Source organism: Kitasatospora sp. NPDC089797, from assembly GCF_040684795.1.
Taxonomy (GTDB): Bacteria; Actinomycetota; Actinomycetes; order Streptomycetales; family Streptomycetaceae; genus Kitasatospora.
This window is the reverse complement of sequence record NZ_JBFBGS010000002.1, coordinates 147,727-173,592: the sequence shown is the minus strand read 5'-3', so window position 1 is coordinate 173,592 and position 25,866 is coordinate 147,727. Positions and strand designations below refer to the sequence as shown.

Below are 25,866 nucleotides of genomic sequence, written 5' to 3'. Positions count from 1 at the left end.
CAAAGGGAAATGAAACAGATGAGATCTTACCGGTGTCGTCACGGGTGAGGCACACACGGCCACCGGCGCCCCTACCGGGTGGCGAGGTGCTCCTCGACCATCCGCACGAAGTAGGCGTGCACCCGGTGGTCGCCGGTGAGCTCCGGGTGGAACGAGGTGGCCAGCAGGTTGCCCTGCCGCACCGCCACGATCCGGCTCTCCGGGCCGTCCGCGCCGGGGAGTTCGGCCAGCACCTCGACGCCCGCGCCGACCGCCTCGACCCAGGGGGCGCGGATGAAGACGCCGTGCACCGGCGCGTCGTCCAGGCCCTTGAAGGCGAGCCCGGACTCGAAGGACTCGTTCTGCCGGCCGAAGGCGTTGCGGCGCACCGTCATGTCGATGCCGCCGACGCTCTCCTGGTCCTCCCGGCCGTCGAGGATCTTGTCGGCCAGCATGATCATGCCCGCGCAGGTGCCGTACACCGGCATGCCGGCGGCGACCCGCTCGCGCACCGGGTCCATCACGCCGAACAGCAGGGCCAGCTTGGACATGGTGGTGGACTCCCCGCCGGGGATCACCAACGCGTCGACCTCGGCCAGTTCCTCCGCGCGGCGCACCGGACGGGCGAGCGCGTCGGCCTCGGCCAGCGCCACCAGGTGCTCGCGGACGTCGCCCTGCAGGGCGAGGACGCCGATGACTGGAGTGCTCACGGTCTTCAACCTCAATCGATCGTCTACTACGGAAGGACGCGGCGCGGCCCGCCGCACACCGAGGCGCTGCGGCGGGCCGGCACGGACAGCGGGAGCGACTACCAGCCGCGGTTGGCGTAGCGCTCGGTCTCCGGCAGGGTGTCGCAGTTGATGCCGACCATGGCCTCGCCCAGGTTGCGGGAGGCGTCCGCGATGATCTTGGGGTCGTCGAAGAAGGTGGTGGCCTTCACGATGGCGGCGGCACGCTTGGCCGGGTCGCCCGACTTGAAGATGCCGGAGCCGACGAAGACGCCCTCGGCGCCCAGCTGGCGCATCAGCGCGGCGTCGGCCGGGGTGGCCACGCCACCGGCGGAGAACAGCACGACCGGCAGCTTGCCGAGCTCGGCGACCTCCTTGACCAGCTCGTACGGGGCGCGCAGCTCCTTGGCGGCGGCGTACAGCTCGTTGTGGTCCAGCGCCCGCAGGTGGCCGATCTCGTTCTTGATCTGGCGCAGGTGGCGGACCGCCTCGACGACGTTGCCGGTGCCGGCCTCGCCCTTCGAGCGGATCATGGCCGCACCCTCGGCGATCCGGCGCAGGGCCTCGCCCAGGTTGGTGGCGCCGCAGACGAAGGGGGTGGTGAAGGCGAACTTGTCGGAGTGGTTGACCTCGTCGGCCGGGGTCAGCACCTCGGACTCGTCGATGTAGTCGACACCGAGCGACTGGAGGACCTGGGCCTCGACGAAGTGCCCGATCCGGGACTTGGCCATCACCGGGATGGAGACCGCGGCGATGATCTCCTCGATCATGTTCGGGTCGGACATCCGGGCCACGCCGCCGTCCTTGCGGATGTCGGCCGGAACCCGCTCCAGCGCCATGACGGCCACCGCGCCGGCGTCCTCGGCGATCTTCGCCTGCTCGGCGTTGACCACGTCCATGATCACACCGCCCTTGAGCTGCTCGGCCATGCCGCGCTTGACCCGGGCGGTACCGATCTGCGGCTGGTCTGCGGTGGTGGGGGTGGTGGACACGTGAGACCTCACTCGAAGATGAACCAGTGCTATCGCCCTATGGTAGGCGGAACGGGTGACCCAACCATGCGCCACCAAGTCCACCCCGGACGACGGGATGCGACAAACGGGCCGTATCCGGGGGACAGCCTAAGCAGGCGCCCCTTCGGGCGTGAGGGCGGGCGGCGGAGCGTCATCCATCTCGAAGGCCAACGGGAACGGCGCCTTCCCCGCCAGCCGGAAGTACCGCACCAGGCGGTGCTCCCGCACCGCCCGCGCCGCCCGCACCGCGTCGTTGTGGAACCGGCGCGCCATCGGCACCCGGCGCACCGCGGCCGTCAGATCACGAACCGCGTCCTCACCGCCCGGCTCGGCCGCCAGCGCCGCCACCTGCTCCGGCTCCTCGAACACCGCCCGCAGCGCCAGGCTCAGCTGGCTCTCCGCCACCTCGCGCTGCTCGTCCTCCGCCTGCCGGGCCGCGTGCGCCGCGTCCAGCAGCAGCAGCGAGGCCGCCGGGTCCAGCACCGAGGACGTCGCCAGCTCCACCGCCACCGAGGCCCGACGGACCAGCTGCGCGTCCAGCGCCGCCCGCGCGGCGTCGATCCGGGCGTGCAGCCGGTCCAGACGGCCGGCCGTCCAACTCAGGTACATGCCGAACAGCACCACGGCCACGCCGGCCCAGATCCAGGTAGTCACGGGCCGCTACGTTACCGGGTGTCACCGGCCCGACCCGCAGCCGTCAGCCCTGGACGGTCCCGTTGCGGTAGCTCCCCCGGTCGATGTCCGCGATGTTCACCGCGGTGAACAGCCGGGCCCCCGGCAACGGTCTGACGTGCCGGGCCAGCAGCGCCACCACGCCCTCCCCCAGCGCCGCCTTCGCCTCCGGCGTCCGGCCCGGGAACACCTGGAACTCGACGTACACCTGGGCGTCGCCGGCCGGCCCCGTGCTGCCGACCACCAGCTCCTCGCTCTGCCGGAACACCGTCCGGCAGGACCCCGGCTTGGCGTCGATCGTCTCCTCCGCCAGCCGGTTGATCGCCAGGCCCAGCGCCCGGCGGTCGAAGGTCCCGGCCAGGCTCGACGAGTAGTCCACGGAAATCTGCGGCATCGTTCCCCCATGGGTCACAGTGGTTGGGTCGGCCCGACCCTAACCCCGCAGGCCCCACGGGCCCGTCGCCACCCGCCCGTCGCTCCGGTCAGCGCCGCGTCCGGCGGCTCGGGGCGTGGCGCTCGTCCTCCCCGACCACCGCCGCCGCCCCGGCCGTCACCGTCTCGTACACCGCCAGGATGTCCGCCCCGACCGTCGACCAGTCGAACCGCCGCACGTGCCGCGAGGCCGCCTTGCGCAGCTCCTCCAGCCGCGCCGGATCCCCCAGCAGCCGCACCGCCGCCCGGGCCAGCGCCTCCGCGTCCTCCACCGGGAACAGCTCGCCCGCGTCCCCGCCGTCCAGCACCTGCTTGAACGCGTCCAGGTCGCTGGCCAGCACCGGGGCACCCGCCGACATCGCCTCGACCAGGATGATCCCGAAGCTCTCGCCGCCGGTGTTCGGCGCCACGTACAGGTCCACGCTGCGCAGCAGCCGGGCCTTCTCCCGGTCCGAGACCATGCCGAGGAACTCCACCCGCTCCCGGACCTCGGGCGCCAGGCCGGCCACGGCCTCCTCCTCGTCGCCCTTGCCCGCGACCAGCAGCCGCACCCCCGGCCGCTCCGCCAGGATCCGCGGCAGCGCCGCCAGCAGCGTCGGCAGGCCCTTGCGCGGCTCGTTGATCCGGCCGATGAAGCCGATCGTGCCCGGCTGCCCGGCCGCCGCCCCGCCGGTCCAGCGCTCGTCCGGCTCCGCCTCCGCGAAGAAGCCGACGTCCACCCCGTTCGGGATCACCACCGCGTCCCCGCCCAGGTGCTCCACCAGGGTCCGCCGGGCGTACTCCGACACCGCGATCCGGGCCCGCATCTTCTCCAGGCCCGGCTGGAGGATCGGCGAGGCCGCGATCATCGCCCGGGACCGCGGGTTCGAGGTGTGGAAGGTGCCCACCATCGGCCCGTCCGCCGACCAGGCCGCCAGCATCGACAGGCTCGGCGAGGCCGGCTCGTGCACGTGCAGGATGTCGAACCGCCCCTCGCGCAGCCACCGCCGCACCCGGGCCGCGGACAGGAAGCCGAAGCTCAGCCGCGCCACCGACCCGTTGTACGGCACCGCGACCGCCCGCCCGGCCGAGACCACGTACGGCGGCAGCGCCTCGTCGTCCTCGGCGGGCGCCAGCACCGACACCTGGTGCCCCAGGCCGATCAGGTGCTCCGCGAGGTCCCGGATGTGGAACTGCACCCCACCGGGGACGTCCCAGTCGTACGGGCAGACGATGCCGATCTTCACGGGTTCCTCAAGCTCCTTCGGGCAGTCGTACGGGCGTGACCGGCCGGGGATCAGGCCCCGGAGGTCCCGGCGGGTTCCGCCGCCGAGGCGGCGCGCACCACGGCGGGCCCGTCCTCCACCGTCTCACGGGGCGGCAGGTCGGCCGGCCAGAACTTCTGCAGCATGTGCCAGTCCTGCGGGTGCTCGGCGATCCCGCGCTCCCACACGTCCGCCATCGCCTGGGTCATCGCCCGGGTCCGCGCCTTGCGGTCGCCCTCCTCGGGCACCGGCACCTCGGGGTGGATGATGCCGCGCAGCACCGGGCCGTCGTACCAGAGCGTGACCGGCAGCAGCGCCGCCCCGGTGCGCTGGCACAGCGCAGCCGGCCCGGCCGGCATCCGGGTCGGCTCGCCGAAGAACGACACCTCGATGCCGGCCTCCGAGAGGTCCCGGTCCCCCACCAGGCAGACCAGCTTCCCCTCGCGCAGACGCCGCGCCAGCGTGCCGATCACGTTCACCCCGCCGCCGGTCAGCGCCAGGACCTCCATGCCCTGACCCTCCCGGAAGGCCACGAACCGCTCGAACAACCGCTCCGGCTTCAGCCGCTCCGCGACCGTGGTGAACGGGTGGCCCTGCTGGGCGATCCAGGTGCCCGCGAGGTCCCAGTTGCCCATGTGGGGCAGCGCCACCAGCGCACCCCGCCCGGACTCCAGGGCCTCCTTCAGGTGCTCCACACCCGCCACCTGCACGTCCCGGGCAACCCTGGCCCGGCTCCACACCGGCAGCCGGAAGGACTCCATCCAGTACCGCAGGTACGAGCGCATCCCGGCCCGCGACAACCGCCGCAGCGCCGCCTCGTGCAGCCCCGGCCGGACCCGCCGCAGGTTCGCCTCCAACTGCCGCACCCGCGGCCCCCGGCGGCGCCACGCGTAGTCCGCCAGCCGGTCGAAGAGCCACCGCACCACCGGCTCCGGCAGGTGCTTCAGCACCGCCCACCCCAGCGCGTACGCCCAGTACACCAGTCGGTCCGTCACCGCAGGACGCCCCCCGTCAACTCCCGGCCGCCGCTCGGTCGGCCTCGAAGGCCTCCCGGCGCACGGTCACCATCCGCTGGACCACCGTCACCAGGCTGCCCACCGCCACCAGCCACAGCGCCACCGGCAGCAGCCACTCCACGTACGGCACCCCGAACGTGTGCAGACCCGCGACCCCGGCCGCCACCAGGCTGATCACCAGCCGCTCGGCCCGCTCCACCAGCCCCGACACGTCGCACGGCAGGCCCTGGCTCTCCGCCCGCGCCTTGGTGTACGACACCACCAGGCCACTGGCCAGGCAGAAGATCGCCACCGCGCACAGCAGGTTGTCGTCGCCCTTGCCCGCGTACCACATCGCCAGACCGCCGAAGATCGCCGCATCCGCGACCCGGTCCAGCGTGGAGTCCAGGAAGGCCCCCCACTTGCTGGTCCGGCCCAGCTGACGGGCCATGTTCCCGTCCACCAGGTCCGAGAAGATGAACAGCGTGATCGTGATGGTGCCCCAGAAGAACTCCCCGCGCGGGAAGAACACCAGCGCACCGGCCACCGAACCGGCCGTACCGATCAGCGTCACGGCGTCCGGGCTCACGCCCAGCCGGATCAGGAACGCGGCGAACGGGGTCAGAACACGTGTGAAGAAGGCACGCGCGTATTTGTTGAGCATGGCCTTCCCAGCCGCTCCGATCTCCGTGGTACCCGCCTGGGGCGCGGTACGCGCAGCAGACGGCCGGACGAATGAGCCCGCCCGGCGCATCCATCGTAGCCACGCCCGGGACACCCGCCGACGCACGCACCGCCGGACGGCACACCGGCCCACCGCCCGCACCCGTGCGGTCACCGAGGCGCGCCGCGCCGAGCCCGACCCTAGACTGCCAAGGACAGCCTCGGCGCCACGGGAGGAGACCCCGATGCCCGACCGCAGCACCGCACGAGCCGGCCAGGCACCCGCCGTCACCGGCCCGCAGGATCTGCGCAACGTCGTCCTCGTCGGCTCCAGCGGTGTGGGCAAGACCACCCTCGCCGAATCCCTCGCCCTCGCCGCCGGCGCCACCGGCCGGGCCGGCCGGGTCACCGACGGCACCACCGTCTCCGACCACGAGGAGATCGAGCACCAGCAGCAGCGCTCCGTCCAGCTCTCGCTGCTCCCGCTCGAATGGAAGGGCGTCAAGATCAACCTGATCGACCCGCCCGGCCACCCCGACTTCGCCGCCGACCTGCGCGCCGCCCTGCACGCCGCCGACGCCGCCGTCTTCGTCGTCTCCGCCACCGACCCGGTCACCGCCCCCACCCGCGCCCTCTGGCGCCAGTGCGCCGCCGAAGGCATCCCCCGCGCCGTCGCCGTCGCCAAACTCGACCTCGCCCGCACCGGCTTCGACGACATCCTCACCGCCTGCCACGACGCCTTCGACCTGGGACCGGACAGCCTGCGCCCGCTCTTCCTGCCCGTCCTCCACGACGGCCGCCCCGACGGCAGCGTCGACCTCCTCACCGGCGACACCTACGGCGAGAGCACCCCGCTCCCCGACACCGGCCCCGCCCACGACAGCCTCGTCGAGGCCATCTCCGGCCAGGACGACACCCTCATGGAGCGCTACCTCTCCGGCGACCCCCTCGACACCGACGCCCTCGAAGCCGGCCTGCGCCGCGAAGTCCTCGCCTGCACCCTCCACCCCGCCGTCCCCACCAGCGACAACGGCCTCGGCGCCACCGAACTCCTCGACCTGATCGCCCACACCTTCCCGGACCCCACCGAACGCACCCGCCCCGGCCCCGCCTGCGACCCCGACGCCCCGCTCGCCGCCCAGGTCGTCCGCGTCACCGGCGACGCCTACGTCGGCCGGATCAGCCTGCTGCGCCTGTACGCCGGCACCCTGCGCCCCGACAGCAGGGTCCACCTCGTCGGCCCCGCCCACACCGCCGAACAGAACGGCGACGAACGCGTCACCGGGCTCACCAGCCCGTTCGGCAAGCTCCAGCGGCCCGTCCCGCACGCCGTCGCCGGCGACCTCGTCTGCGCCGCCAAACTCACCACCGCCCGGGCCGGCGACACCCTCCACGACCCCGGCCACCCCGTCGAGCTCGACGGCTGGACCCTCCCCGACCCGCTGCTGCCGATCGCCGTCGAGGCCCACAGCAAGGCCGACGACGACAAGCTCTCCCAGGCCCTCACCCGGCTCACCGCCGAGGACCCGGCACTACGGCTCGAACAGAACCCCGACACCCACCAGCTCGTCCTCTGGTGCACCGGCGAGGCCCACGCCGAGGTCGTCCTCGACCGGCTGCGCACCCGGCACGGCGTCCACGTCGACACCGTCGAACCCCGGGTGGCCCTGCGCGAGACCTTCGGCACCGCCGCCGCCGGCCACGGCCGGCTGGTCAAGCAGTCCGGCGGCCACGGCCAGTACGCCATCTGCGACCTGGAGGTCGAACCCCTCCCGGCCGGCGCCGGCTTCGAGTTCCAGGAACACGTCGTCGGCGGCGCCGTCCCCAAGCACTTCATCCCCTCCGTCGAGAAGGGCGTCCGCGCCCAGCTCGCCAAGGGCGTCGCCACCGGACACCCGCTCGTCGACGTCCGGGTCACCCTCACCGACGGCAAGGCCCACTCCGTCGACTCCTCCGACGCCGCCTTCCAGAACGCCGCCGCCCTCGCCCTGCGCGACGCCGCCGAACACGCCGTGATCCGGCTGCTCGAACCCGTCGCCGCGGTCGGCGTCCTGCTCCCCGACGAGTACCTCGGCGCCGTGCTCGGCGACCTCTCCGCCCGCCGCGGCCGCGTCCTCGGCACCGAGACCGGCGGCCAGGGCCTCACCCTGCTGCGCGCCGAGGTCCCCGAACTCGAACTCGTCCGCTACCCGCTCGACCTGCGCGCCCTCACCCACGGCACCGCCGAGTTCTCCCGCGCCTACCTGCGCCACGAACCCATGCCCGCCGCCGTGGCCGACCGCTACGCCGACTGAACCGGCTTGCGCCCCGGCAGCGCGCAGGCCGCCGTACCGCCCGGCATCCGGTGCCGGTTCCGGGACACCCAGCGGTAGACCGCAGCCGCCACCGGACGCACCGGCGCCGACGTCAACACCGCGCCGAGGTACGCCCACGGTCCGCCCGTGCGCATCAGCAGCCGCGCCACCGCCTGGGCACCGCCGTACACCCGGCCCGCCGGCGTCACCCAGAGCACCTCGCGCCCGGCCCGCTCCGCCGACACCTCACCCCGGCCGCCCGCCAGCGCGTCCAGCTCCGGCAGCTCCGCGAACTGGAACGGCACCGCCTCCCAGCCGCCCGAGGCCAGGGTCTGCCGCAGGTACCGCTCCCCCCAGCGCACGCAGGACGAGCAGAACGCGCAGTCCCCGTCGAAGACCAGCACCGGATCCTTCATGACGACCCCCTTCATCGGCTTCACCACCCATCCTGCTCCACCCCTACGGCATCGGTTCGGGCGGGTATCGACCCGCCCGAAGCTGGGCATCATGGCTGTCGAGCTCCGGTGCGGCCGGAACGTGACGGTTCGTGACGGTACTTCAGACGATCATCCGCGCAGGGGTGCCACGGCACGGTAACCTGCCGCTGACAAGGGGAGGAGCAGACGCCACCGTGGCCACACTCGACATGACCCCGGGTGCGCAGATACCCCGGACCGACGCCGGCCCGCAGACCGCCGTCACCCAGGCGCTCTCCTCGACCGCCTACCGCGACGGCGAGATCGGCAAGTTCGTCACGGACGTCGCCGACGCCAAGGAGAAGAAGGGCCGCTTCGCGCTCTTCCGCCCCAACCTCGGCGAGGCCTTCAGCAAGGCGCTGATCTCCCGTTCCCTGGGCGGCGGCCGCAAACCCCTCGTCCCGTCCTTCGGCGTCGACACCCGCCAGGTCGTCGAACACTGCCTGGCCGCCGAGGAACTGCGGCACGCCCGCGACCGGCAGCTCAGCGGCATCACCGTCGTCACCGGCCTGCTCTTCCTCCCCGGCACCCTGATCTGGCTCGGCGCCTTCCAGCTCCGGGCCTGGCTCAAGCGGGACAACTCCCGCGGCGCGGACACCTACGGCGCCCTCACCCTCATCGCGGTCGCCGTCCTGGCCGGGTACCTGGCGCTGGTCCCCCCGGCGGCGGGCGTCCTCGGCATCTACCTGCGGATCACCATGCTCGCCCCGGTGCTCGGCTGGTACCTCGCCCGCCGGATCGTCGAACGCTCCGCGAACGACCTCCGCTCCCGCTGGCAGGACCTGGTCGAGGGCAGCGCCGTCGCCGCCACCGTCGCCAAGGCCGTCCCCCGGGACGACCTGGACAAGAAGGCCAACGACCTGCGCGACAAGCTCGGCCGGCTCGACGCCGAGCAGGAGACCAACATCCACCACTACGCCGGCCCGAAGGGCATCCTCGGGGCCGGCCGCCGCTGGGGCGAATGGCGCCTGGCCGACACCCTGCACCCCGCTGAGGGCCACGCCGACTTCCGCGCCTTCCACCCCTGGGACCTGGTCCGCCGGATCTCCGCCCACCTCAAGGGGCTCGGGGTCAGCCACGTCGCCAACAGCGGCATCCCCAACGTCGCCATCAAGCAGTGGGCGGTCTTCGACGTCAGCGAGGGCGCCGACGAGATCAGCCGCCCCGGCGGCGCGGACATGGACGGCGAGCGGATGCGCGACTTCGCCGTGCAGAGCCTCGCCGACAAGCAGACCTTCCCCGGCGGCCCCCGGCACTACCTGGCCACCCAGTTCATCACCCACGACGGCAAGTTGATCATCACCTTCACCGTCACGGTGACCCTGCTGGCCAACGTGCTGAGCATCGCGGTGGCCGGCTACGCGCTCGGGCCGGTCAAGGGCGTCTTCTTCGACAAGCCCAAGGACAAGGAGAAGTCCGTCCCCAAGTCGGTGAAGTTCTGGGAGGAGCGCACCGTCAAGCTCCCCCTGATCGACAACGACGAGGTGGTCCGCCAGGCCGTCCGCGCCCCGTTCCACCGGACGCCGGGCCTGCTCGGCTGGCTGGGCGGCGGGCTCGGCCTGCCCGAGCCGTTCGGGCTGCGGCACTCCTGGGTCGGCACCGCCTGGAACAACCGCTCCATGGTCGACAACGCGCTCAACGCCTCCGTCCCGGTGCTCAACGCGGTGCACACCGCCACCCTGGAGTTCCTCCAGGAGCACGACCTGGACGCGGACCGGTTCTTCAAGACCCGCACCTCGATCATCAAGGCCGAGGCCCAGAGCCCGCGTCCGTACAAGGTCGACGAGTTCAACGCCGGCTAGGCCCGGTCCGGTACGAAGCGGGGCCCGCCACCGAACTCCCCGGTGGCGGGCCCCGCTTCGCGCGTTCCCACGGGCTGCTCAGCCCTGCGGCCAGGCCTCGGCCAGCATCTTGCGGGTGTCCGCCAGCAGCTGCGGCAGCACCTTGGTGTGGCCGACCACCGGCATGAAGTTGGTGTCCCCGCCCCAGCGCGGCACCACGTGCTGGTGCAGGTGCGCCGCGATCCCGGCCCCGGCGGCCGCGCCCTGGTTCATCCCGATGTTGAACCCGTGCGCCCCCGAGGCCGCGCGCAGCGCGGTCATCGCCCGCTTGGTGAAGTCCGCCAGCTCGACCGTCTCCGCCTCGTCCAGGTCGGTGTAGTCGGCCACGTGCCGGTACGGGACCACCATCAGGTGCCCGCCGTTGTACGGGTACAGGTTCAGCACCGCGAACACGGCGCTCCCCCGGGCGATGACCAGGCCGTCCTCGTCGCTCAGCGACGGGATCGAGCAGAACGGACAACCGTCGTCCGGAGCCGGGCCGGTGGGCTTGTTCTCACCCTGGATGTACGCCATCCGATGGGGGGTCCACAGGCGGCGGAAGCCGTCCGGCTCACCGACACCCCGCTGCAGTTCCGGCTCAGTCGTCATGCTGATCAGCATATTCGCCCGACCGTGCTTGCAAAGCCGCGCGGGGCAGACTCTTGAAGAGCCCGCCCCGCGCGTACCGGTCCGACTACGGCGTCACACCTGGATGCGGTTCTTCACCGCGTCCACGATCTCCTGGACGGCGTCCGCGACCGGGACGCCGTTCTTCTGCTCGCCGTTGCGGTAGCGGAAGGAGACCGCACCCGCCTCGACGTCGTCGTTGCCGGCGATCAGCATGAACGGGACCTTGGTCTTCTGGGCGTTGCGGATCTTCTTCTGCATGCGGTCGTCCGAGGTGTCCACCTCGACCCGGATCCCGTGCTTCTTGAGCTCGGCCGCGACCTCCAGCAGGTACGGCACGTGCTCGTCGGTGATCGGGATGCCGGTCACGGTGACCGGGGCCAGCCACGGCGGCATGGCACCGGCGTAGTGCTCCAGCAGCACCGCGAAGAACCGCTCGATCGAGCCGAACAGCGCGCGGTGGATCATGACCGGCCGCTGCCGCGAGCCGTCCGCCGCGGTGTACTCGAGGTCGAAGCGCTCCGGCAGGTTGAAGTCGAGCTGGATGGTGGACATCTGCCAGGTCCGGCCGATGGCGTCCTTCGCCTGCACCGAGATCTTCGGGCCGTAGAAGGCCGCGCCGCCCGGGTCCGGCACCAGCGGCAGGCCCTGCTTCTCGGCCACGCTCGCCAGGACGCGGGTGGCCTCCTCCCAGGCCTCGTCGCTGCCGACGAACTTGACCGGGTCCTTGGTCGACAGCTCCAGGTAGAAGTCGGTCAGACCGTAGTCCCGGAGGAGGTTGAGCACGAAGGTCAGGGTGGAGTCGAGCTCCTCCGCCATCTGCTCGCGGGTGCAGTAGATGTGGGCGTCGTCCTGGGTGAAGCCGCGGGCCCGGGTCAGGCCGTGCACCACGCCGGACTTCTCGTAGCGGTACACCGTCCCGAACTCGAAGAGGCGCAGCGGCAGTTCACGGTACGAGCGGCCGCGCGCGTCGAAGATCAGGTTGTGCATCGGGCAGTTCATCGGCTTGAGGTAGTAGTCCACGCCCTCGTCGAGCTGCATGGGCGGGTACATGCCGTCCGCGTACCAGTCGAGGTGGCCGCTCTTCTCGAAGAGCTTCCCCTTGGTGGCGTGCGGGGTGTAGACGAACTCGTAGCCCTCTTCCTCGTGCCGCTTGCGCGAGTAGTCCTCCATCGCCCGGCGGATGATGCCGCCCTTGGGGTGGAAGACGGCGAGGCCGGAGCCGATCTCCTCCGGGATGGAGAAGAGGTCGAGCTCGTTGCCGAGCTTGCGGTGGTCGCGCTTCTCGGCCTCGACCAGGAAGTCCAGGTGGGCCTTGAGCTCGTCCTTGGTCGGCCAGGCGGTGCCGTAGATGCGCTGGAGCATCGGGTTCTTCTCGCTGCCGCGCCAGTAGGCGGCCGCGTTGCGCATCAGCTTAAACGCCGGGATCTGGCGGGTGCTGGGCAGGTGCGGGCCGCGGCAGAGGTCGCCCCAGCACTGCTCGCCGCTCTTGGCGTCCAGGTTGTCGTAGATGGTGAGCTCGCCGGCGCCGACCTCGACGTCGGCGCCCTCGCCGGCGGTGGCGGCGGAGCCCTTGAGGCCGATCAGCTCGAGCTTGTACGGCTCGGCGGCCAGCTCCTCGCGGGCGTCCTCGTCGGTGACCACGCGGCGGGAGAACTTCTGCCCGCGCTTGATGATCTCCTGCATCTTCTTCTCGATGGCCTTGAGGTCATCGGGGTGGAAGGGCTTCTCGACGTCGAAGTCGTAGTAGAAGCCGTCCTTGACCGGCGGGCCGATGCCGAGCTTGGCCTCGGGGTAGAGCTGCTGCACGGCCTGGGCCATGACGTGCGCGGTGGAGTGGCGCAGGATGTCGAGGCCGTCCTTGCTGTCGATCGCGACCGGCTCGACCTCCTCGCCGTCCTGGAGGACGTACGCGAGGTCCTTGAGCTGGCCGCCGACGCGGGCGGCGATGATCGAGCGGTCGTCGGCGAAGAGCTCGGCGGCCGTAGTGCCCGTCGTCACCACGCGCTCTTCCCGATCGGGTTCGCGGCTGATGATTACCCGGACGTCCGTCACCGGTCTCTCCTGACGTGCTGGATTCAGAGGACGCAACACTGCGCTGCGCGTGACGATGGTACCGAGCGCACCAACCGCACCGCGCACTCAGGACCTCTCCCCTCCGTCCTGGAGCCCCTTGAGCAGTCGCTCGTGGTCGCCCTCCCCCCAGTCGCACAGCTCCAGGCCGTGGGCCCGGCTCAGCCGGCGGAAGCCGTCGCGCCGGTCCAGCCGCCCGGAGACCCGGACCGGGACGCCGGCCAGGTGGGCCTCGGCGGCGAGCCGGTAGTCGGGGTCGGGCAGGCGCAGCTTGAGTTCGCGGACCTCTGCGCCGCCGAGCACCCGCAGCCGCACCGAGCCCGGTCCGGCCGGGTCCCCGCGCTTGAGCCGGACGACCACGCCGACCACGGTGACGTCGACGGCGGGCTCGATGCGTTCCAGCAGTTCAGCGGCCTCGGTGAGGGCGGGGAGGTCCCCGGGGGAGAAGTCGAGGTCGACCCGGCGGTCGCCGAAGCCGCCCGGGATCCCGGCGGCGGGTGACCAGGCGACGGTGAGCCGGGCGGCGGTGGCGCCGCGCACCAGGTCCTCGACGGAGCGGACGAGTTCCCGGCTGACCCCGGACCGGACGGCGTTCTCGAAGGCCTCGGGCCCGCCGCTGACCCGGCGGTAGTCGACCGCCTCGCGCAGTGCCTCCAGGGCGCGGACCAGGGTGGTGACGGCGGTGCGGCCCTCGGGGGCGGGGGTGTGGGCGGTGAGGGCGGCGCCCTGGTCGACGGCGCCCTGTTCGACCAGCAGGACGCGGTCGAGGAAGTCCCCGGCGAGGGCGTCCAGCCGGGCGCCGAAGTAGGCCGCGGTGGTCCGGCCGGCCTTGGCGCCGGCGGCGAGCATCGCGCGCGCCGCCCGCTGGAGCCGTTCGGCGTCGTCCCAGGGGGCGGTGTCGGCGGGGCCGGGCAGGTCGCGGCGCCAGGTGAGTTCGTCGCCGGGGACGGCCAGGGCGAGCAGGATCGAGCGGGCGGAGGGGGTGCGGGAGCGGGCGAGCGCGGTGACGGCGTCGGCGAGGAGTTCGACAGCGTCGTCGAAGCCGTCCGCGGTGGGGATCAGGAGGCTGGTGCCGGGTTCGCCGTCCGGCGGGGTCCAGCGGCCGTACCGGGCGGCGGGGCCGCCGCGCCGGACCCAGCCGTGCCGGGCGAGCAGGGTGGCGAGCACCGCGGGGTCGACGGTGGCCGGGTCGGGCAGGGCCCGGGTCGGGTCCTCGGGTCCGTGCGGCAGGGTCATGGGCGTGCTTCCTCGCTGCCGGGGCCGGGGAGTCACGGGCTCTCGCCCGCGCCGACCCGGGCCATGATGTCGCAGAGCGCGCGGTCGTCGAAGACCTTGTCGGTGGGCACCCGGACGTTGGTGCGCCGCTGTCCGGTGACGGGGTGGCCGGCCAGGTTGACCCAGTAGCAGCAGTGCCGCAGTTCGAGGGCGTCCGGGCGGGCCCGGAGCCACTGGTCGACCCGGCGCGGCAGCAGCATCACGACCAGGATGCGCGGGACGGCGACCCGGGCGCGGGCGAGCTTGCGCAGGTGGTCGTTGTCCAGGGTGAAGCTGAAGAACGGCCCGCGCGGGTCGGGCGCGATCTGCTGGGTCGCCTTGAGCTGGATCTTGATGGTGACCTCGTCGTCCACCTCGTGCTCCCGCGAGCCGTGGCTGACCTGCCAGTCGATGCCGTTGTCCGGGAACGGCTGGGAGAGCGAGCAGCCGGCCGCGGCGGCGACCGCGTGCAAGTAGCCGACCTGGAGGGTCTCCATGCAGGCGGTGACCGCGAGGTTGCCCCTGAGGGCGGCCGCCGACCCGTCGGGCTGCGGCTGTGTCAGTGCCATCGTCCCGTGCGCCTCCCCCGGCTCCGGGCCCGTCCGGGCCGACCGGCCCAGTGCCAGGATCCCCGGTCCGGGCTGGGCCAAACGGGTTGAGCGGGCGTCAGAACCGGGTATCACCAGGTCGCGGAACGCACGCCTGAGGGGCAGTCATGCAGCAGCACTGGTACACCGGCCCACTCGCTTCCTTCGACACCGAGACCACCGGCGTGGACGTGGAGACCGATCGGATCGTCTCCGCCGCCCTGGTCGTCCAACTCACCCCGGACACACCGGCGCAGACCACCACCTGGCTCGCCGATCCGGGCGTGCCCATCCCGGACGGTGCCCGGGCGGTGCACGGCATCACCGACGAACAGGTCCGGACGCACGGCCGCCCGGCCCGCGCGGTGGTGGCGGAGGTCGCCCGCGCACTGGCGGCCCAGGCGCGGGCCGGCCGGCCGGTGGTGGTGATGAACGCGCCCTACGATCTGACGCTGCTGGACCGGGAGTTGCGCCGCCACCACGGGCGGGCGCTGGGCGCCGGGCCGGACGGTGCCGGGCTGGTGGTGCTGGATCCGCGGGTGCTGGACAAGCACGTGGACCGCTACCGCAAGGGCCGCCGGACGCTGACCGACCTGTGCGCCCACTACGGGGTGGACCTCACCGGGGCGCACGACGCGGCGGCGGACGCGACGGCCGCGCTGTCGTTGATCCGGCGGATCGGCGCGCGCTACCCGGCGGCGCTGGGCGGGCTGTCGGCGGCGGAGCTGCACCTGCGGCAGGCGGTCTGGCACGCGGCGCAGGCCCGTGGGCTGCAGGCCTGGTTCGACCGCTCGGGGACGCCGGAGCGGGTGGACGCGTCCTGGCCACTGCGGCCCGCCCGGTGCATCTGCGGTCGCCGGCTGGAGCCCGAGCACGGTTGCGAGGCGGCGGCGTAGCCGCCCCGGAACGCGCCGCAGGCCCCGACCGGTTTCCTGGTCAGGGCCTGCGTGCTGTCCGGTGGGCGATACTGGGATCGAACCAGTGACCCCTTCGGTGTGAACGAAGTGCTCTCCCGCTGAGCTAATCGCCCGGGCAACGAGAAGAACTGTAGCACCATTCCGGAGCTGTCGTACAACTCGTTCATCCGGGGTACGGCCGACACATCCACAGAACTCGCCCTCCGCACGGAAGGTGACTGGGCCTCAGCCGGATTTGCCGCGGCACTCGAGTGGATTCCGGAAATACACGTGAGGCCCAGCCGATAATCGACTGGGCCTCACGTATCACAATGCATTCCGGTGGGCGATACTGGGATCGAACCAGTGACCCCTTCGGTGTGAACGAAGTGCTCTCCCGCTGAGCTAATCGCCCGGGTGCAGAGAAAACATTACCGCATCCCGGAGGGTGCTCCGACCACCCCGGCCCGCCCCCGCCCGGGCCGGGCGCACCCCCGGGCCCGGCCCGGGCGCCGGGAGCGCGCCCACCCGGCCCGACCCGTGCCGCCGACCCGTCCGCACGCGCGACTCGTCGGACCCGGAAGCACCACCCGCTCCCCTGTTCCCGGCCCGCCGCGACGCTTCGCCCGCGCCGGGTACCGGCCGGTACGGGCCGCTCGGGAAACCCGCCGAGAAGAACCGCCGGTAATGCCCCGGGCGGGTACTCCGTGACCATTCCGCAATGCGCCGTAAGGGGTACGACTCGCGCCCGAATCGGGACAGAGGGGTTTACATCGGTCTTGGGGGTGGGATGGTCCGTTCGCCGACGTGCGATTCCCCGAGCGCACACTGAGCGAAAGGCCATGGCGCTTATGAACACCACGGTCAGCTGCGAGCTGCACCTGCGCCTCATCGTGTCCAGCGAGTCCTCACTGCCCGTCCCCGCGGGCCTGCGCTACGACACCGCCGACCCCTACGCCGTGCACGCCACGTTCCACACGGGCGCCGACGAGACCGTGGAGTGGGTGTTCGCCCGAGATCTCCTCGCGGAGGGGCTGCACCGACCGACCGGTACCGGCGACGTCCGGGTGTGGCCGTCGCGCAGCCACGGGCAAGGGGTGGTCTGCATCGCCCTCAGCTCTCCGGAAGGAGAAGCCCTGCTGGAGGCCCCGGCCCGGGCGCTTGAGTCGTTCCTCAAGCGGACGGACGCCGCGGTGCCCCCCGGCACCGAACACCGTCACTTCGACCTCGACCGGGAGCTGTCCCACATCCTCGCCGAAAGCTGACCCCGCCCGGAGGCGGTCCAGCCCCACTGTCGGTGGGGCCGCACCTCCTGCCGTCATCGCAGCCGTCCTACTCGGGGGCACGGCAGCGTACTCAGCCGCGCACGACGCGGTCTCGGGGCCGGTGAAAGGTCTGCTCCCACCGGAGCGGAGCCGCAGCACCGCAGGCGCCCGGCACGAGCCGACCATCCTTACGGGTGGTCGGCTTCGCTGTCGGGCGCCACCGTCATTTCGGGGGGTCGCGGGGTGCCGCCCGCGCCGGGCGCCAGGACCCGGACCGGGCGCCGGCGGGCGTGCGACGCCCGCTTTGGGAGACTCTGACGGAATCCGTACAGGCCTTCGAACAAACGCGCCGCCCTTATGCCGCAAGGGCCGGTATGGTCTGGGGTAACCGTGGACGCGGGGTACCGGAGTCCCCCTGCGCGAGGAGTCCCAAGTGCTGATCACCCATGACACCGAGTGCGCGCTGAGCATCCTCGTGGACCTGCTCAACACCGCGCCCGAGGTGTGCGGCGACGAGCGGCTGCCGGACATCGCCGCGCTGGACGCCTTCGTGGTCCGCCAGGAGATCAGCGAGATCGACTCGCTGACCGAGGACGACCTGCACCAGGTGCACGAGCTGCGGACCCGGCTGCGCGAGGTGTTCGGGACGGAGTCCACCGAGGCCGCCGCCGAGCTGGTGAACGCGATCGTCGCGGCCGCCGGGACGACGCCCCGGCTGGTCAACCACGACCACCACGACTGGCACATCCACTACTTCGCACCGCACGCCGCGCTCGGCCTCCACCTCGCGGCGGAGCTGGGCATGGCGCTGGCCTTCATCCTGATGGCGGGCGAGCGGGAGCGGCTGCGCCGGTGCGAGGCGCCGGACTGCGCGCGGGTCTTCGTGGACCTCTCCCGGAACCGCTCGCGGCGCTACTGCGACAGCCGCACCTGCGGCAACCGGCTGCACGTCGCCGCCTACCGGGCGCGCCAGCGGTCGGCGGAGGCCGTCGCCTCCGCCTGACGCGGGCCGGCTCAGATGCCGCGCTTGCGCAGGATCTCCTCGATGTCGGCGAAGTCGCCGAGCCCGTCGTCCTGCTTGCCCGTCCGGGGCTTCTGCTGCTTTCCGGGCGCCTTCGGTGCCGGGGCCACGGCCGGGCGCTCGGGGGCCGGGCCGGCGGCGGCCGGGCGCTCCGGGGCGGCCTCCACGGCCCCGCGCCGACCCGTCCAGCGGGTGGCGAGCAGCAGGGCCACGGAGACGCCGAGCAGCACGATGCCGGTCCACACCCGGGGGTCGAAGACCAGCTTGGCGCCCCAGTCGGCGAAGGCCCGGCCGATCTTGCCGGCCAGCGGGAACAGGCCGGTCAGGTAGAGCCCGGCCGGCAGCAGGGCGACCGCGAACCAGCGGGTCGCCGAGCGGAAGCGCCGCCGCCAGGCCCGCAGGCCCGCGACCGCCACTCCGCCGGCCGTGAGGAGGAAACTGATCGCCGCGGTCAGCACGGGTGCACCCCTTCGTCTGCGGTGGTCCTGGTCATCGGTGCCTCCCTGTCGGTCCGCTCTCGGGCGCACCGCCGGGCGGGAACGGGCACCCATTAATGGAACACTGGGGGAATGATCGATGGTTCCCTCCCCCGCCTCGAGTTCTGGTGCGACCTCCAGTGCCCGGACTGCCGCACCGCCCTGGGCGACGTACGGGCGCTGCGCGCGCAGTACGGCGACGCACTGTCCGTGGAGCTGCGGCACTTCCCGCTGGAGAAGCACAAGCACGCCTACGCCGCGGCCGAGGCCGCCGAGGAGGCGTTCGCGCAAGGGCTGGGGTGGCCGTTCGTGGAGGCGCTGCTGGCCCGGGTCGAGGAGCTGGACTCCCGCGGTCAGCGGTTGCTGCTGGAGGTCGCCCGGGAGGTCGGGGTGGACGTCGAGGAGGTCGACACCGCGCTGATCGACGGCCGGCACATGCTGACCGTGGACTCCGACCAGGCCGAGGGGAAGGCGATCGGGGTCACGGGCACGCCGACGTACGTGATCGGTGGCGAGCGGTTGGACGGCGGGCAGAGCCAGGACGGGCTGCGCGAGCGGATCGTCGCCGTCATCGAGGCGGCGAAGGCTTCCTGACCTCGTCCACCGGCGGGTTACCGGGGCGCCGCCGTCCGCTCACAGCGGCTTGCCGTAACAGCGGTTGACGACCCGGTAGCCGAGCGAGGCGTAGAGCCGGAGGGCCACCTCGTTGCCGGAGAAGACGTTCAGGCCGAGTTCGCGCACGCCCGCGGCCAGGCACTCCTGTTCGGCGAGCAGCATCAGGGCGCGACCGTGTCCCCGGCCCCGGTGGGCCGGGGACACCTCCACCACCATGACCCAGGCGAGCGGGGTGCCGTCCGGCAGGTCGCGCAGGTGGAGGTTCACCCAGAGCGAGCCGAGCGGCTCGTCGACCGCCCGGCCGTCCCCGTTGTGGAGGCGGCGGAGGGCGACGCCGGGGGTGTCGGCGCCCTGCTGGAGGACGTTGCGGTGGTCCAGGCTCGACTTGGCCTGCGCCTGCTCCTCGGTGAGGCCGGAGCTCATCAGGGAGTGGACGTACTCCCGCGCCGCCCGGTCGATCCAGGCGGGGAACTCCGCGGCGCCGATCGGGTGGGCGCTGAGGCCGGCGGGCAGGGCCGGGGCCGCGGTCAGGCTCTTGCCCAGGTTCCGCATCCGCTCGGTGTAGCCGAGGGTGGTGGCGAGGCCGCGGGCGATCCGGGCGGTCTCGGGGACGACGACGTCCACCCGGGTGCAGTCCCAGTGCCGCAGCACCTCCTCCGCGGCCAGGGCGCCGAAGGTGCCGCGGCCCCGGCCGCGGCCTTCGCTGATCTCCAACTCCGATATCTCGCCCCAGAGTTGACTGCCATGCCGGGCCGAGGTGGTGCGCAGTGCGCCGACCTGGTGGCCGTTCGCGAGGATCCGCCAGCGTCTGGTGCGGCCGCCGGCCGTGGTGGGAGTCTCCGGGCCCTCGGGGCGCAGCGTGGTGGTCATGTGGTGGTCCCTTCCCCTCGCCGGGAAGGTTATCCGCGCCGCGCCCGGTGCCCGTCCGTCCGACCCGGCCCGACCGGACCCGGGGTCAGGGGTCGAGGTCGTCGCCGCTGCGCTCGGCGAAGACGGCCATGGCCTTGGCGGTGACCGGGCCGATGCCGGGCAGTTCGTGGTCGTCGACGCGGGTGACGGCCTGGACGTCGCGGGTGGTGGAGGTCAGGAAGACCTCCTCGGCGTCCCGCAGGGCGTCGAGCGGGAGGTCGGCCTCCTCGGCGCCGCACCAGTCGATGACCAGCTGCCGGGTGATGCCGGCCAGGCAGCCGGAGGCGAGGACCGGGGTGAGCAGGCGGCCGCCGAGGACCACGAAGACGTTGGAGCCGGTGCCCTCGCAGAGCCGGCCGGCGGTGTTGGCGAACAGGGCCTCGGAGGCTCCGGCGCGGTGTGCGGCGGCCAGGGCGACGACGTTCTCGGCGTAGGAGGTGGTCTTGAGGCCGGCGACGGCGCTGTGCTCGTTGCGGCGCCAGGGGACGACGGCGACCGCGGTCTCGTCGGGGCGGCGGCCGATGGCGCCGAGGGCGACGACCAGGGTCGGGCCGGCGGTGCCGCGCTCGGAGCCGAGCGGGGAGTTGCCACCGGTGTAGGTGATGCGCAGGCGGCCGAGCGGGGCCGGGTTGGCGGCGAGGACCCGGGCGCAGGCCTCGCGGACCAGGTCGTGGTCGGGGTCGGGCAGGCCGAGGCCGCGGGCGGAGCGGGTGAGCCGGTCGAGGTGGCGGGTGACCGCGAAGGCCCGGCCGTCGACGGCCTTCATGGTCTCGAAGACGCCGTCGCCGGTGGTGAGGCCGTGGTCGAGGACGGAGACGGCGGCGTCGGCGGAGTCGACGAGGGTTCCGTTGACCCAGCTCGTGGTGCGGTTGTGCATCGAGGGCTGCTCCTAGGCGGGGTGCGGCTCGTGGGCGGCGCCGGTACGGGTGTCGGCGCGGGGGTCGGGGTCGGGGTCGCTGCCCGACGCTATCGCGACCAGGCGGGCGGCCTTGAGCTCGGTTTCCGCCCACTCCCGCTCGGGATCGGAGCCCCAGGTGATGCCGGCGCCGGTGCCGAAACGCAGGACGGGCGCCCCCGGGTCCTCCCGGTCGAGCCAGAAGGTGCGGATGCCGACGGCGAGTTCGCCCTCGCCCCGGTCGGCGTCGACCCAGCCGACGGCGCCGCAGTAGGGGCCGCGCGGGGCGGTCTCCAGGGCGTCGATGATCCGCAGGGCACTGGACTTGGGGGCGCCGGTGACCGAGCCGGGCGGGAAGGTGGCGGCCAGCAGTTCGGGCCAGCCCGCGCCGTCGCGCAGGGTGCCCTCGACCGTGGAGACCAGGTGCACCAGACCGGGGTGCTTCTCGACGGCGCAGAGGTCGGGGACGGTGACGGTGCCGGTCGCGCAGACCCGGCCGAGGTCGTTGCGGACCAGGTCGACGATCATCACGTTCTCGGCGTGGTCCTTCTCCAGGAGGTCGTCCTCGGTCCGGCCGGTGCCCTTGATCGGGCCGGAGGAGACGGTGCGGCCGGTCCGGTGCAGGTAGAGCTCGGGGGAGGCGGTGGCGATCTCGACGCCGTGCCCGGGCAGCCGGACGGTGCCGGCGTAGGGGGCGGGGTTGCCGTGGGCGAGCAGGCCGGTGAGGGCGTCGATGTCGCTGCGGTCCGGGTCGGGCAGCGGGGCGGACAGCACCCGGCAGAGATTGGCCTGGTAGACCTCGCCGGCCGCGATGTGCTCGCGGATGCGGCGTACGCCCGCGGTGTAGGCGGCGCGGTCCAGCGAGCTGTGCCAGCTGCCGGCGTCCGGGCCGCGCCAGCCGGCGCCGGAGGGCGGGGCCGGGGCGGGGCGGATGTCGTCGAAGCGGGCACAGGTCAGCCGCCCCTCGAAGTCGTAGGCGACGGCCCAGTAGCCGGAGGAGTCGAGCGCGGCCGGGTCCGAGGTGACGTCGCGCAGTCCGGTGGCCAGGCGGCCGCCGAAGCGGGCGAGCGGGGTGCGGGGGTCGGGGTGACCGGACACGGTTCTCCTGCACGGTGATGCTGGGGGGCGGCGGTGCCTGAAGTGTAGGTCGGGGGGCGTGGGCCGGGGCAGGCACGCGCCCCCCGCACCTCGGCGGACGTGCAGCAGAGGGCGTCGTGCGGGTGTGCGCCGGGTGGCCTGCGGATGATCGTCCGGGAGCGCCGCAGGTGGCGGCCGGTGGCCGACCGGAAGGACTGACGGGACGGCACTCGGCGGGCATCCCCTCGGCACGCTGCGGGAACGGATTTTTAGCTGGCCCCGGAATCCGCTAGAGTTCAACACGTCGCCGGGGAGCGCAGCCGAAGAAAAGCGGTGAAGATCCCGGGAGACAGGCGGACGTAGCTCAGTTGGTAGAGCATCACCTTGCCAAGGTGAGGGTCGCGAGTTCGAATCTCGTCGTCCGCTCGATGGAGAACAGTGTAAGGTCGTTCTTCATGTGTTGCCTGGTGGAGTGGCCGAGAGGCGAGGCAACGGCCTGCAAAGCCGTGTACACGGGTTCAAATCCCGTCTCCACCTCCAAGAGGTCCCCCCGACTCCGGTCGGGGGCCTCCCCGCGCGATTAGCTCAGCGGGAGAGCACTACCTTGACACGGTAGGGGTCACTGGTTCAATCCCAGTATCGCGCACGTCGGACCTCTCGGGGTCTGCTGCAGGAACGCCTCACCAGGCGCGATTAGCTCAGCGGGAGAGCACTACCTTGACACGGTAGGGGTCACTGGTTCAATCCCAGTATCGCGCACAGTAACGGGCCCTTCGAGGCCTGCTGCACAACCGCCACACCAGGCGCGATTAGCTCAGCGGGAGAGCACTACCTTGACACGGTAGGGGTCACTGGTTCAATCCCAGTATCGCGCACAGTAACGGGCCCTTCGAGGCCTGCTGCACAACCGCCACACCAGGCGCGATTAGCTCAGCGGGAGAGCACTACCTTGACACGGTAGGGGTCACTGGTTCAATCCCAGTATCGCGCACAGTAACGGCCGAGGCCGCGATCCGTCAGGGTCGCGGCCTCGGCCTTTTGCCGTTCCGGAGACAGAAACGTTCCGGGGGCGGAGAGGGGGCGGAGACAGGGAAGAGCCGCGTACGGTCGCCCTCACCGACGTCCGTACGCGGCGTCTCCGCCTGCCGGGGTGCTCTGCGGACCGCTCCTCGCCCGTCCGCGAGTCAACGCGGCCGCGGCCTCCCCGGCGGCACTGCTCCCCGTCCCCAGGGAAGCAGTGCCCGTTCTGGTGTTTCCTTCTCCGGGCCGGCTCGGCGGCCCGGTGGTTTCAGCAGCCTCAGCGACCTCAGCGGCCGATCAGATCGGCCAGGGCCTCGGCCTGGTTCGCCAGCTGTTCCCACCCTCCGAACAGCAGCACCAGCAGCACGGCGCACGGCAGGGCCATGGCCAGCGCCACGGCGGGGTGCCGGGTGGGCTGCTCGGCGGACTGGGGCTGGGTGAAGGCCGGCCGCCGGCGGCGGGTGGTGCCCGTCTGCTGCGATGCCATGGCCTTGCTCCTGATCCGGTCGAGTTGGCGCGGTGGACGGCTAACCTCGGGGGACGAGCTCCCCGTCCACCGCTGAACACAACGCTATTGGCCACGGGGCCTTCTGGGCGTCATGCCGTCGTACTGTTCCTCGGGCATCCCGGAGGATGACCCTCGGACTCGGGGCGTACTACCGGAGGGGGAGGGAGGCCCGGCCCGGTCCCCGGGGGAACCCTGAGGGGCAACCCCGAGAAGCGACACGGCGCCCCTGTGACCTGCGGCTCAGCCCAAGATCGGACAATCGCACGGCGGCTTGAGGTGTTGCGTATCAGCACACCGCAGCGGCCAGTCCGTAAGCTGTGCCAGACAGGAACTGACGATGCCCCAACCGACGGGGCCTCACCCACAGGCTGACGGGGAACAAGACATGGCGATGATGCGGCTGAGGCGTGAGGACCCCCGCATCGTCGGGCCGTACCGCCTGCACCGGCGACTCGGAGCCGGCGGAATGGGCGTGGTCTACCTCGGCTCGGACCGCCGGGGACAGCGCGTCGCCCTCAAGCTGATCCGCGCCGAACTCGCCGAGGACCAGGAGTTCCGCACCCGCTTCGCCCGTGAGATCGCCGCCGCCTCCCGGATCCGCGGCGGCTGTACCGCCCGCGTCGTCGGCTCCGACATCGAGGCCGACCGCCCCTGGCTCGCCACCGCCTACGTGCCCGGGCCCTCGCTCTACAAGCGGGTCGGCGACGAAGGGCCGATGAGCTGGCCGGAGGCCGCCCGGATCGGCGCCGCGCTGGCCGACGGACTGGTCAAGGTGCACGAGGCCGGGGTCGTCCACCGCGATCTCAAGCCCTCCAACATCCTGCTCTCGCCCCGCGGTCCGCGGATCATCGACTTCGGCATCGCGTGGTCGCGCGGCGCCAGCACCCTCACCCACGTCGGCACCGCGGTCGGCTCACCCGGCTTCCTCGCCCCCGAACAGGTGCGCGGCGTCGCCGTCACCCCGGCCACCGACGTCTTCGCCTTCGGGGCCACCCTCGCCTACGCGCTCACCGGGGACACCCCGTTCGGGTCCGGGGCGTCCTCCGAGGTCATGCTCTACCGGGTCGTCCACGAGGAACCCGACCTGTCGGCCGTCCCGCCGCAGCTCGCGCCGCTCATCCGGGCCTGCCTGGCCAAGGAGCCCGCCGAACGGCCCGGCGCCGCCGCGCTGCACGAGCGGCTCAGCGAACTGGCCGCCCGCGGTGCGGCCGCCGCCGGCGGCGGGCGCGGCGCCCGTCGGGGACCGGCCCAGGCCGCCGCCCCCGCCCCGGCCGCCGAGGCGGTACGGGCGGTGCACCAGGAGGACGGGCGGGGCGTCCCCGCCCCCGGCCGCCCCGCCGAAGCCGCAGCACCGGCGCCGCGCGCCCGGGCAGCAGCGGGCCGTCCGGGCGGGCAGGCCCCCGGGACCCCGGCGCGACGCCCGCAGGGTGCCCCGCTCCCCCGGCCCGAGGCCACGCCCGTCACCCGTCAGCTGCGCGACCGGTCGCAGACCCCGCCGCCCGGCCGCCCGCGGCCCCGGGACCGTCAGCACACCCCCGTTCCCGGCGGGCGGCCCGGAACCGCGCGGCAGCGCCTGCTGCGGCAGCGGCTGGTGGTCTTCGTCACCGTCACCATCGGCGTCGCGCTGGCCATCGCGGCGGCGCAGGGCTGCGAGAACCGGAGCAACCAAGGGGCCCGGCCGGTGGTCGGGCAGACCGCGACGGCGGGCACCGGAGGCGGTGGCGGCGCCGGAGGCGAGCAGGCAGCCGCCCGGAACTCGGTGGACGTCGCGCCGCAGGCCTCCGCGTCCCCGCTCCCGGCGGCCGCGCGCGGCACGGCGGACAGCGCGCTGGCGCCCGCGCAGGGGCCCGGACCGGTGGTCGACTGGCCCAACCGGAGCTACCCCGACGCGGCGGGCGGGAACGCCGTCACCATGAAGGACGGACACTCCGTCCCGGGCGGGCCGCAGGTCACGCTGAGCGCGGTGCTGCCGGCCCGGTACAAGGGCCAGCCGGCCGCGGTCGTGGTGCTGCGGCGGGCGGAGGGCTCGGTGCCGGTCGACCTGGTGCAGCTCTACACCTTCACCGGGGACAACCCGGTCGCCACCACCGCCCGGACCTCGACCGCCGACCCGCAGGCCACGGCCACCTGGCGCCTGGACGGCAGCGCGGTCGTCCGCGAGGAGCGCGTGGCCGCCACCGGCGCGGCCGTCTCCACCCGCTACACCGTGCGTGCCGACGGCACGATGGACGAATCCTGGCCCGGCGCCGGCGCCTCCGGCGGCACCGGCCTCACCACTCCTCCCCCGGCCGCCGCCCCGGCCCCGCCGACCGCCCCGGCGGGCTGAG

23 protein-coding genes, 8 tRNA genes and 1 pseudogene are annotated in these 25,866 nt (G+C 73.0%); 13 read left to right on the top strand and 19 right to left on the bottom strand.

The window, feature by feature from the left end:
• Positions 1 to 71: 71 nt before the first annotated feature.
• The 7 genes from pdxT to pgsA all read right to left on the bottom strand — a co-directional run bounded on the left by pdxT (position 72) and on the right by pgsA (position 5,727).
• The gene (pdxT, locus tag AB0O91_RS02440; RefSeq protein ID WP_363427244.1) at positions 72 to 689 is read right to left on the bottom strand and encodes a pyridoxal 5'-phosphate synthase glutaminase subunit PdxT; all 618 of its coding nucleotides are present in this window, start codon (positions 687 to 689) and stop codon (positions 72 to 74) included.
• Positions 690 to 787: 98 nt separating this feature from the next.
• Complete coding sequence (pdxS, locus tag AB0O91_RS02435) at positions 788 to 1,699, bottom strand: pyridoxal 5'-phosphate synthase lyase subunit PdxS (RefSeq protein WP_363427243.1); 912 nt, start codon at positions 1,697 to 1,699, stop codon at positions 788 to 790.
• A gap of 129 nt (positions 1,700 to 1,828) precedes the next feature.
• The gene (locus AB0O91_RS02430; protein ID WP_363427397.1) at positions 1,829 to 2,329 is read right to left on the bottom strand and encodes a hypothetical protein; all 501 of its coding nucleotides are present in this window, start codon (positions 2,327 to 2,329) and stop codon (positions 1,829 to 1,831) included.
• A gap of 88 nt (positions 2,330 to 2,417) precedes the next feature.
• Positions 2,418 to 2,786 (bottom strand): isomerase, encoded by a 369-nt coding sequence (locus tag AB0O91_RS02425; RefSeq protein WP_363427242.1) that lies wholly within the window; start codon positions 2,784 to 2,786, stop codon positions 2,418 to 2,420.
• An 88-nt stretch (positions 2,787 to 2,874) separates the two neighbouring features.
• On the bottom strand, positions 2,875 to 4,050 hold the full coding sequence (locus AB0O91_RS02420; RefSeq protein WP_363427241.1) for a glycosyltransferase family 4 protein: 1,176 nt from the start codon (positions 4,048 to 4,050) through the stop codon (positions 2,875 to 2,877).
• A 50-nt stretch (positions 4,051 to 4,100) separates the two neighbouring features.
• Positions 4,101 to 5,063 (bottom strand): phosphatidylinositol mannoside acyltransferase, encoded by a 963-nt coding sequence (locus AB0O91_RS02415; RefSeq protein ID WP_363427240.1) that lies wholly within the window; start codon positions 5,061 to 5,063, stop codon positions 4,101 to 4,103.
• 16 nt (positions 5,064 to 5,079) lie between these two features.
• Positions 5,080 to 5,727, bottom strand: a complete 648-nt coding sequence (gene pgsA, locus AB0O91_RS02410) for a phosphatidylinositol phosphate synthase (RefSeq protein WP_363427239.1) — start codon at positions 5,725 to 5,727, stop codon at positions 5,080 to 5,082.
• A gap of 244 nt (positions 5,728 to 5,971) precedes the next feature.
• Between pgsA and AB0O91_RS02405 the strand changes: the two genes are divergently transcribed.
• On the top strand, positions 5,972 to 8,020 hold the full coding sequence (locus tag AB0O91_RS02405; RefSeq protein WP_363427238.1) for an elongation factor G-like protein EF-G2: 2,049 nt from the start codon (positions 5,972 to 5,974) through the stop codon (positions 8,018 to 8,020).
• On the opposite strand, the gene AB0O91_RS02400 is transcribed toward AB0O91_RS02405, so the two are convergent.
• Positions 8,008 to 8,451, bottom strand: coding sequence for a DUF393 domain-containing protein (locus AB0O91_RS02400; protein ID WP_363427396.1), 444 nt, complete (start codon positions 8,449 to 8,451; stop codon positions 8,008 to 8,010). The genes AB0O91_RS02405 and AB0O91_RS02400 overlap by 13 nt on opposite strands.
• A 200-nt stretch (positions 8,452 to 8,651) precedes the next feature.
• On the opposite strand from AB0O91_RS02400, the gene AB0O91_RS02395 reads away from it, so the two are divergent.
• Positions 8,652 to 10,298: a hypothetical protein gene (locus AB0O91_RS02395; RefSeq protein WP_363427237.1), complete on the top strand. Its 1,647-nt coding sequence runs from the start codon at positions 8,652 to 8,654 to the stop codon at positions 10,296 to 10,298.
• Positions 10,299 to 10,376: 78 nt separating this feature from the next.
• On the opposite strand, the gene AB0O91_RS02390 is transcribed toward AB0O91_RS02395, so the two are convergent.
• From AB0O91_RS02390 to AB0O91_RS02375, 4 genes are all read right to left on the bottom strand, one after another.
• On the bottom strand, positions 10,377 to 10,937 hold the full coding sequence (locus AB0O91_RS02390; protein ID WP_363427236.1) for an HIT domain-containing protein: 561 nt from the start codon (positions 10,935 to 10,937) through the stop codon (positions 10,377 to 10,379).
• Between the two features lie 81 nt (positions 10,938 to 11,018).
• Positions 11,019 to 12,998, bottom strand: a complete 1,980-nt coding sequence (gene thrS / locus AB0O91_RS02385; protein ID WP_363427235.1) for a threonine--tRNA ligase — start codon at positions 12,996 to 12,998, stop codon at positions 11,019 to 11,021.
• An 87-nt stretch (positions 12,999 to 13,085) separates the two neighbouring features.
• Positions 13,086 to 14,252, bottom strand: a complete 1,167-nt coding sequence (locus tag AB0O91_RS02380; RefSeq protein WP_363427234.1) for a hypothetical protein — start codon at positions 14,250 to 14,252, stop codon at positions 13,086 to 13,088.
• Positions 14,253 to 14,284: 32 nt separating this feature from the next.
• The gene (locus AB0O91_RS02375) at positions 14,285 to 14,839 is read right to left on the bottom strand and encodes a DUF4365 domain-containing protein (RefSeq protein WP_363427233.1); all 555 of its coding nucleotides are present in this window, start codon (positions 14,837 to 14,839) and stop codon (positions 14,285 to 14,287) included.
• A gap of 146 nt (positions 14,840 to 14,985) precedes the next feature.
• On the opposite strand from AB0O91_RS02375, the gene AB0O91_RS02370 reads away from it, so the two are divergent.
• Positions 14,986 to 15,753, top strand: coding sequence for an exonuclease domain-containing protein (locus AB0O91_RS02370; RefSeq protein WP_363427232.1), 768 nt, complete (start codon positions 14,986 to 14,988; stop codon positions 15,751 to 15,753).
• A gap of 62 nt (positions 15,754 to 15,815) precedes the next feature.
• Here the strand turns inward: AB0O91_RS02370 and AB0O91_RS02365 are convergent.
• Both AB0O91_RS02365 and AB0O91_RS02360 read right to left on the bottom strand, forming a co-directional pair.
• Positions 15,816 to 15,887: transfer RNA gene (locus AB0O91_RS02365), tRNA-Val, on the bottom strand.
• A gap of 209 nt (positions 15,888 to 16,096) precedes the next feature.
• A tRNA-Val gene (locus AB0O91_RS02360) sits at positions 16,097 to 16,168 on the bottom strand.
• 436 nt (positions 16,169 to 16,604) lie between these two features.
• Between AB0O91_RS02360 and AB0O91_RS02355 the strand changes: the two genes are divergently transcribed.
• Positions 16,605 to 17,018: an SsgA family sporulation/cell division regulator gene (locus tag AB0O91_RS02355; RefSeq protein ID WP_030056266.1), complete on the top strand. Its 414-nt coding sequence runs from the start codon at positions 16,605 to 16,607 to the stop codon at positions 17,016 to 17,018.
• 433 nt (positions 17,019 to 17,451) lie between these two features.
• A complete protein-coding gene (locus AB0O91_RS02350) occupies positions 17,452 to 18,021 on the top strand; it encodes a CGNR zinc finger domain-containing protein (protein WP_363427231.1) in 570 nt (189 codons plus the stop codon).
• Positions 18,022 to 18,032: 11 nt separating this feature from the next.
• On the opposite strand, the gene AB0O91_RS02345 is transcribed toward AB0O91_RS02350, so the two are convergent.
• Complete coding sequence (locus AB0O91_RS02345) at positions 18,033 to 18,497, bottom strand: hypothetical protein (protein WP_363427230.1); 465 nt, start codon at positions 18,495 to 18,497, stop codon at positions 18,033 to 18,035.
• Positions 18,498 to 18,608: 111 nt separating this feature from the next.
• Here AB0O91_RS02345 and AB0O91_RS02340 point away from each other — a divergent pair, with 111 nt between their 5' ends.
• Positions 18,609 to 19,109, top strand: a complete 501-nt coding sequence (locus tag AB0O91_RS02340; protein WP_363427229.1) for a DsbA family protein — start codon at positions 18,609 to 18,611, stop codon at positions 19,107 to 19,109.
• A 39-nt stretch (positions 19,110 to 19,148) separates the two neighbouring features.
• Here the strand turns inward: AB0O91_RS02340 and AB0O91_RS02335 are convergent, their stop codons facing one another.
• From AB0O91_RS02335 to AB0O91_RS02325, 3 genes are all read right to left on the bottom strand, one after another.
• A complete protein-coding gene (locus AB0O91_RS02335) occupies positions 19,149 to 20,000 on the bottom strand; it encodes a GNAT family N-acetyltransferase (protein WP_363427228.1) in 852 nt (283 codons plus the stop codon).
• An 85-nt stretch (positions 20,001 to 20,085) separates the two neighbouring features.
• Entirely contained in the window at positions 20,086 to 20,916 is an 831-nt protein-coding gene (locus AB0O91_RS02330; protein ID WP_363427227.1) for an aminodeoxychorismate lyase, read from the bottom strand.
• Positions 20,917 to 20,928: 12 nt separating this feature from the next.
• Positions 20,929 to 22,032 carry a chorismate-binding protein gene (locus AB0O91_RS02325; RefSeq protein WP_363427226.1) on the bottom strand — a complete coding sequence of 368 codons (1,104 nt, stop codon included), beginning with the start codon at positions 22,030 to 22,032 and terminating at the stop codon, positions 20,929 to 20,931.
• Positions 22,033 to 22,364: 332 nt separating this feature from the next.
• Between AB0O91_RS02325 and AB0O91_RS02320 the strand changes: the two genes are divergently transcribed.
• The 6 genes from AB0O91_RS02320 to AB0O91_RS02295 all read left to right on the top strand — a co-directional run bounded on the left by AB0O91_RS02320 (position 22,365) and on the right by AB0O91_RS02295 (position 23,002).
• Positions 22,365 to 22,437, top strand: a tRNA-Gly gene (locus tag AB0O91_RS02320).
• A gap of 40 nt (positions 22,438 to 22,477) precedes the next feature.
• Positions 22,478 to 22,551, top strand: a tRNA-Cys gene (locus AB0O91_RS02315).
• A gap of 34 nt (positions 22,552 to 22,585) precedes the next feature.
• Positions 22,586 to 22,657: transfer RNA gene (locus tag AB0O91_RS02310), tRNA-Val, on the top strand.
• Between the two features lie 41 nt (positions 22,658 to 22,698).
• Positions 22,699 to 22,770 (top strand) — tRNA-Val (locus AB0O91_RS02305).
• Positions 22,771 to 22,814: 44 nt separating this feature from the next.
• A tRNA-Val gene (locus AB0O91_RS02300) sits at positions 22,815 to 22,886 on the top strand.
• A gap of 44 nt (positions 22,887 to 22,930) precedes the next feature.
• A tRNA-Val gene (locus AB0O91_RS02295) sits at positions 22,931 to 23,002 on the top strand.
• Between the two features lie 315 nt (positions 23,003 to 23,317).
• On the opposite strand, the gene AB0O91_RS02290 is transcribed toward AB0O91_RS02295, so the two are convergent.
• Entirely contained in the window at positions 23,318 to 23,518 is a 201-nt protein-coding gene (locus AB0O91_RS02290) for a hypothetical protein (RefSeq protein WP_350512930.1), read from the bottom strand.
• A gap of 406 nt (positions 23,519 to 23,924) precedes the next feature.
• On the opposite strand from AB0O91_RS02290, the pseudogene AB0O91_RS02285 reads away from it, so the two are divergent.
• Positions 23,925 to 25,193: pseudogene (locus AB0O91_RS02285) on the top strand (serine/threonine-protein kinase); the annotation flags it as partial.
• Positions 25,194 to 25,866 lie beyond the last annotated feature (673 nt).

Excerpts from the sequence above, each read along its gene's own strand:
- AB0O91_RS02430 (WP_363427397.1), bottom strand. The coding sequence starts at position 2,329 with ATGTACCTGAGTTGGACGGCCGGCCGTCTGGACCGGCTGCACGCCCGG.
- AB0O91_RS02425 (WP_363427242.1), bottom strand. The coding sequence starts at position 2,786 with ATGCCGCAGATTTCCGTGGACTACTCGTCGAGCCTGGCCGGGACCTTC.
- pgsA (WP_363427239.1), bottom strand. The coding sequence starts at position 5,727 with ATGCTCAACAAATACGCGCGTGCCTTCTTCACACGTGTTCTGACCCCG.
- AB0O91_RS02405 (WP_363427238.1), top strand. The coding sequence starts at position 5,972 with ATGCCCGACCGCAGCACCGCACGAGCCGGCCAGGCACCCGCCGTCACC.
- AB0O91_RS02400 (WP_363427396.1), bottom strand. The coding sequence starts at position 8,451 with ATGAAGGGGGTCGTCATGAAGGATCCGGTGCTGGTCTTCGACGGGGAC.
- AB0O91_RS02390 (WP_363427236.1), bottom strand. The coding sequence starts at position 10,937 with ATGCTGATCAGCATGACGACTGAGCCGGAACTGCAGCGGGGTGTCGGT.
- AB0O91_RS02380 (WP_363427234.1), bottom strand. The coding sequence starts at position 14,252 with ATGACCCTGCCGCACGGACCCGAGGACCCGACCCGGGCCCTGCCCGAC.
- AB0O91_RS02375 (WP_363427233.1), bottom strand. The coding sequence starts at position 14,839 with ATGGCACTGACACAGCCGCAGCCCGACGGGTCGGCGGCCGCCCTCAGG.
- AB0O91_RS02370 (WP_363427232.1), top strand. The coding sequence starts at position 14,986 with ATGCAGCAGCACTGGTACACCGGCCCACTCGCTTCCTTCGACACCGAG.
- AB0O91_RS02355 (WP_030056266.1), top strand. The coding sequence starts at position 16,605 with ATGAACACCACGGTCAGCTGCGAGCTGCACCTGCGCCTCATCGTGTCC.
- AB0O91_RS02340 (WP_363427229.1), top strand. The coding sequence starts at position 18,609 with ATGATCGATGGTTCCCTCCCCCGCCTCGAGTTCTGGTGCGACCTCCAG.
- AB0O91_RS02335 (WP_363427228.1), bottom strand. The coding sequence starts at position 20,000 with ATGACCACCACGCTGCGCCCCGAGGGCCCGGAGACTCCCACCACGGCC.
- AB0O91_RS02330 (WP_363427227.1), bottom strand. The coding sequence starts at position 20,916 with ATGCACAACCGCACCACGAGCTGGGTCAACGGAACCCTCGTCGACTCC.
- AB0O91_RS02290 (WP_350512930.1), bottom strand. The coding sequence starts at position 23,518 with ATGGCATCGCAGCAGACGGGCACCACCCGCCGCCGGCGGCCGGCCTTC.